General features: G+C 43.7%; 4 protein-coding genes and 1 pseudogene. 4 read left to right on the top strand and 1 reads right to left on the bottom strand.

Features of this window, described 5'->3' with window-relative positions; all coding sequences use genetic code 11:
* The 4 genes and pseudogenes from ACLNCN_RS03105 to ACLNCN_RS03090 all read left to right on the top strand — a co-directional run.
* A pseudogene (locus tag ACLNCN_RS03105) lies at window positions 1-93 on the top strand (DegV family protein); the annotation flags it as partial.
* 155 nt (window positions 94-248) lie between these two features.
* The gene (gene dapB / locus ACLNCN_RS03100; RefSeq protein ID WP_000027874.1) at window positions 249-1016 is read left to right on the top strand and encodes a 4-hydroxy-tetrahydrodipicolinate reductase; all 768 of its coding nucleotides are present in this window, start codon (window positions 249-251) and stop codon (window positions 1014-1016) included.
* Complete coding sequence (locus ACLNCN_RS03095; protein ID WP_084925762.1) at window positions 1013-2212, top strand: CCA tRNA nucleotidyltransferase; 1200 nt, start codon at window positions 1013-1015, stop codon at window positions 2210-2212. Before dapB ends, ACLNCN_RS03095 begins: the two co-directional genes overlap by 4 nt.
* Complete coding sequence (locus tag ACLNCN_RS03090) at window positions 2209-4080, top strand: ABC-F family ATP-binding cassette domain-containing protein (RefSeq protein ID WP_424844591.1); 1872 nt, start codon at window positions 2209-2211, stop codon at window positions 4078-4080. The genes ACLNCN_RS03095 and ACLNCN_RS03090 overlap by 4 nt, the downstream gene beginning before the upstream one ends.
* A 36-nt stretch (window positions 4081-4116) precedes the next feature.
* Here the strand turns inward: ACLNCN_RS03090 and mntE are convergent, their stop codons facing one another.
* The gene (gene mntE, locus ACLNCN_RS03085; RefSeq protein ID WP_424844590.1) at window positions 4117-5301 is read right to left on the bottom strand and encodes a CDF family manganese efflux transporter MntE; all 1185 of its coding nucleotides are present in this window, start codon (window positions 5299-5301) and stop codon (window positions 4117-4119) included.
* Window positions 5302-5331: the final 30 nt, after the last annotated feature.

The raw sequence follows: 5331 nt of genomic DNA, 5'->3' as shown, positions 1-5331 counted from the left end.
GGTACGGATATTTCACTTGCTACATTTGGTAGTGTCATTGGGACCCACCTAGGAGCAGGAAGTATTGCTCTAGGTTATATTCCAGTGATTTAGTTGGGACTTTTAGCTTAGTTAAGAAGTTAGCAAATGAACACGCCTGGAACCCTGTGTGAAAAAGATAGTTCTTCCAAGGAGTAGACACTTCTTGATCAGAACTCCTATTTTCACTTTGTGTTCCTACAGGCTTTGTATCTTAGACAGGAGTAGAGATGAGTATTCGAGTAATTATTGCTGGTTTTAAGGGAAAGATGGGCCAGGCTGCTTGTCAGATGGTTTTGGCTGATCCAGACTTAGACTTGGTAGCAGTTTTGGATCCTTTTGAGTCTGAGTCAGAATGGCAGGGAATTCCTGTTTTCAAGGATAAGGCTGATTTGGTTGGTTTTGAAGCGGATGTCTGGGTAGATTTTACTACTCCAACTGTTGCCTACGAAAATACACGTTTTGCTCTTGAAAATGGCTTTGCTCCAGTAGTTGGAACAACAGGTTTCACAAGTGAAGAAATTGCAGAGCTAAAAGAATTTTCTCGTGTCCAAGATTTGGGTGGCTTGATTGCTCCTAACTTTGCCTTGGGTGCTGTCTTGCTCATGCAATTTGCAAGGCAGTCTGCTAAATATTTCCCAAATGTGGAGATTATCGAGCTTCATCATGACAAGAAAAAAGATGCTCCGAGTGGAACAGCTATTAAAACAGCTGAATTAATGGCAGAAGTTCGAGAGTCTATCCAGCAGGGTGCAGTAGACGAGGAAGAACTCATTGCAGGTGCTCGTGGTGCTGATTTTGATGGCATGCGTATCCACTCAGTTCGTTTGCCAGGTTTGGTAGCCCATCAGGAAGTCATCTTTGGCAATCAGGGAGAAGGATTGACCCTCCGTCATGACTCCTATGATCGCAGCTCCTTCATGACAGGGGTGAATTTGGGAATTAAAGAAGTTGTCAAGCGTCATGAGCTTGTCTATGGATTAGAACACTTATTATGAGATTAACGCAAATGCCTTCTGAATTTCAGAAGGCTTTACCAGTATTAGAAAAAATTAAAGAAGCAGGATTTGAGGCCTATTTTGTTGGAGGTTCTGTTCGAGATGCCCTTCTCAATCGCCCTATCCATGATGTGGATATCGCAACGTCTTCTTATCCAGAAGAGACCAAGCAGATTTTTCCGCGAACAGCCGATATCGGAATCGAGCATGGAACTGTCTTGGTCTTAGATGGGGACGAGGAGTATGAGGTAACCACCTTTCGGACAGAAGATGTCTATGTGGACTATCGAAGACCCAGTGCGGTTTCCTTTGTGCGTTCGCTAGAAGAAGACCTCAAACGCCGTGATTTTACAGTCAACGCCTTTGCCTTGGACGAGACAGGGGAAATCATTGACTTGTTCCATGGTTTAGACGATTTGGGAAAGCAAGTCTTACGAGCAGTTGGAGTGGCAAGTGAGCGTTTCAACGAAGATGCTTTGCGGATTATGCGTGGCTTCCGTTTTCAGGCCAGTCTTGGCTTTGAGCTTGAGTCAGAAACATTTAAAGCTATGAAGACTTTGACGCCACTTTTGGAGAAAATTTCTGTAGAGCGTACCTTCGTTGAGTTTGATAAACTCTTGCTGGCTCCATTTTGGAGAAGGGGCTTGGCTTCCATGATTGAGAGTCAAGCTTATGATTATCTCCCTGATATGGCAGCTAGCCAGGACAAGCTTAACAGACTGTTTGAGTTAGAGACCGATTTTACTTTTGAATCCTCTGAACAAGCCTGGGCGGCTCTACTGTGGGCTTTGGATATTGAAAATGCGCAGCCCTTTTTGAAGGCTTGGAAGACCTCACGCCAGTTTGCTAAGCAAGTTCAGGATTTACTGACTATTTTGGCCTTGCGTGAAAAGGGAGAATTGAGCAAGCGCGATTGTTACCGCTTTGACTTGGATTTGCTTTTACAGGCTGAAAATCTTCGTCAGGCTCAGGGAAAACCAGTCAACCCACAAGTCATCACAGAAACCTACCAGAGTCTGACCATTCATGATAAGAAAGAAATCCAAATCAACGGTGGTATTTTGATCAAGGAATATGGTTATCAGCCGGGCCCAGACTTGGGAGAGATTTTAACAGAGATTGAATATGCCATTGTCGATGGAACATTGGAAAATGACCTACAAGCCATCCATGCTTACTTGAGGGAGAAAAAATGAGTGATTTTATCGTTGAAAAACTAAGTAAATCCGTCGGTGATAAGACCGTTTTTAAGGATATTTCCTTTATTATCCATGACCTAGACAGAATTGGTCTGATTGGTGTCAATGGAACAGGGAAGACCACCCTTTTAGATGTTCTTTCTGGTGTTTCTGGCTTTGATGGGGATGTGAGTCCCTTTTCAGCTAAGAATGATTACCAGATTGGTTACTTGACTCAAGATCCTGATTTTGATGATAGCAAGACGGTCTTGGATACAGTCCTATCCAGCGATCTCAAGGAAATCCAGCTCATTCGTGAATATGAGTTGATTATGCTCAACTATAGTGAGGACAAGCAGGCGCGTTTGGAACGAGTCATGGCAGAAATGGACTCTCTCCAAGCTTGGGAAATTGAGAGTCAGGTCAAGACCGTTCTCAGCAAGCTGGGGATTCAGGACTTATCCACTCCTGTTGGGGAATTGTCAGGTGGTCTAAGAAGACGGGTCCAGTTGGCGCAAGTTCTTCTTGGCAACCACAACCTTTTGCTTTTGGATGAGCCGACCAACCATCTGGACATTGTGACTATTGAGTGGCTGACCCTCTTTTTAAAAAATTCTAAGAAGACAGTTCTCTTTATCACTCACGATCGTTATTTCTTAGACGCTTTGTCAACACGGATTTTCGAGTTGGACCGAGCAGGCTTAACAGAATATCAGGGCAATTATCAGGACTATGTTCGCCTAAAGGCGGAACAGGATGAGCGCGACGCGGCTCTACTTCATAAAAAGGAACAACTTTATAAGCAAGAATTGGCCTGGATGCGCAGACAACCGCAGGCGCGTGCGACCAAGCAGCAGGCTCGTATCAATCGTTTCCACGACCTGAAAAAGGAAGTTTCAGGCGGCGTTGCTGAGACAGACTTGACCATGAACTTTGAAACTAGTCGGATTGGGAAAAAGGTCATCGAGTTTCAGGATGTTTCTTTTGCCTATGAAAATAAGCCCATTTTGCAAGATTTTAATCTCTTAGTTCAGGCTAAAGACCGTATCGGAATCGTTGGGGATAACGGTGTGGGAAAATCAACCCTACTCAACCTGATTGCAGGCAGTCTTGAGCCGACAGCAGGACAAGTTGTGATTGGGGAAACTGTTCGCATCGCCTATTTCTCTCAGCAAATTGAGGGCTTGGATGAAAGCAAGAGAGTGATCAATTACCTGCAGGAAGTGGCAGAAGAGGTTAAGACTAGCGGTGGTACTACAACTTCCATTGCAGAGTTGTTGGAGCAGTTCCTTTTCCCACGTTCGACGCATGGAACCTTGATTGAGAAATTGTCAGGGGGAGAAAAAAAACGTCTTTATCTCCTCAAACTGCTCTTGGAAAAACCAAATGTTCTTCTCTTGGACGAACCGACAAATGACCTAGATATTGCGACCTTGACAGTTTTGGAGAATTTCTTGCAAGGTTTTGCTGGTCCAGTTTTGACAGTTAGCCATGACCGTTATTTCTTAGATAAGGTAGCGACCAAGATTCTCGCTTTTGAGGATGGCAAGATTCGTCCTTTCTTTGGTCATTACACCGACTATCTTGATGAAAAAGCCTTTGAAACAGAGATGGCCAATCAAGTTCAAAAAGCCGAAAAGGAAAAAGTCGTCAAGGTTCGAGAAGACAAGAAACGCATGACCTACCAAGAAAAGCAGGAGTGGGCAAGCATTGAAGGCGATATTGAAACCTTGGAAAATCGTATCGCTGCTATTGAAGGGGAAATGCAGGTAAACGGATCTGACTTCGGCAAACTAGCTACTCTTCAAAAAGAACTGGATGAGAAAAACGAAGCACTCCTTGAAAAATACGAACGCTATGAGTATCTAAGTGACTTTAATAGTTAAAAGAATAGAAAAATCCCGTCTCATGACAGGATTTCTCTATTCTTTTTTTGTTTCTTGGTGAAAGATATTTTGCCAGGTTTCGTGGCGACGCCAGATACTGGTATGGATGATACCATCTAACTCATAGGAGATGAGTTTGGTCTTTTGACTGATGGAAGTGATTTGGATGTCCTTGATAGCAGAATTCAAGTCTTTTTCGGCTGTATAGGCCTCTTTATCCATCTGCTCTCCATCTTGCCGAATATAGACAAAATCATCAGCCAAGAGTTCTTCCAGTTGATTTCCTTGGTCAATCAATTGTTCACGCATAAGCAATTTTTTGTAGACATTGTCTAAAATCTCATCCTCAGGGATAGGTGCTGGCTCGATATGGACATCGGTATCAAAGACGCCAAAACGTTCTTCCAGCATAGACTCGACTTGATCCGCAATCTCGTGGCTCTCATAAACCGACAAGTCAGGATTCATTTCTAGCGTAATATCAAGGTAAATATTGCTACCGTAGGTGCGACCTCTTTGAGACTTAACCTTGCTGATTTTGGGAATTTCCATGATGGCCTTTTGATAATCCTCAAGCAAACGGTCGTCAAAACCATCTGAAAGACTAAAGGAAGACTCGATAAAGATATCATAGGCAGTTTTCAAGATAAAGAAAGTGATGACGATGGCAACCAGTTTATCCACAATCGGATAATTAAAGCTGCTAGCCAGGATGGCAATGGTAGTACCAAGTGAGGTGACAGCATCAGAAAGATTATCCTTTGCAGCTGCTTTCAGGGCCTTGGAGTTGGATTTCTTACTGAGGCGAGTATTGTAGAGATAGACCACAAACATAACCGCTGCAGAAATGATTCCTAGAGTTGCGCCCAGAGGATCAATGACCGTTTCTTCCCGGCTGAGAATCTTTTGAATGGTATCCCTCAGCACATCAAAGCCAACATAAAACATGATGATGGAAGTGACTAAGCTAGCCAAATCTTCAATCTTCCAGTGACCAAAACGGTGGTCACGGTCTGCAGGCTGGCGGGCCATTCGAATCCCTATCAAGAGGGCCACATTTCCAATGATGTCCGAGACGTTGTTAAAACCATCGGCCACCAAACTGGATGAATGAAGAAGATGGCCAGTAGCCAATTTGGCCGCAGACAAGAGCAGGTAGGTCGAAATGCTGATAATGGCACCACGTTCCGCCAACTTGAGATTTGAAATAGATTGCTTCATTCAACTTCCTTTCTAGTCACATAGCATTCT

The sequence above is a fragment of the Streptococcus sp. CL8.13 genome (assembly GCF_049737895.1).
This window is presented reverse-complemented; position numbering and strand designations above follow the sequence as displayed.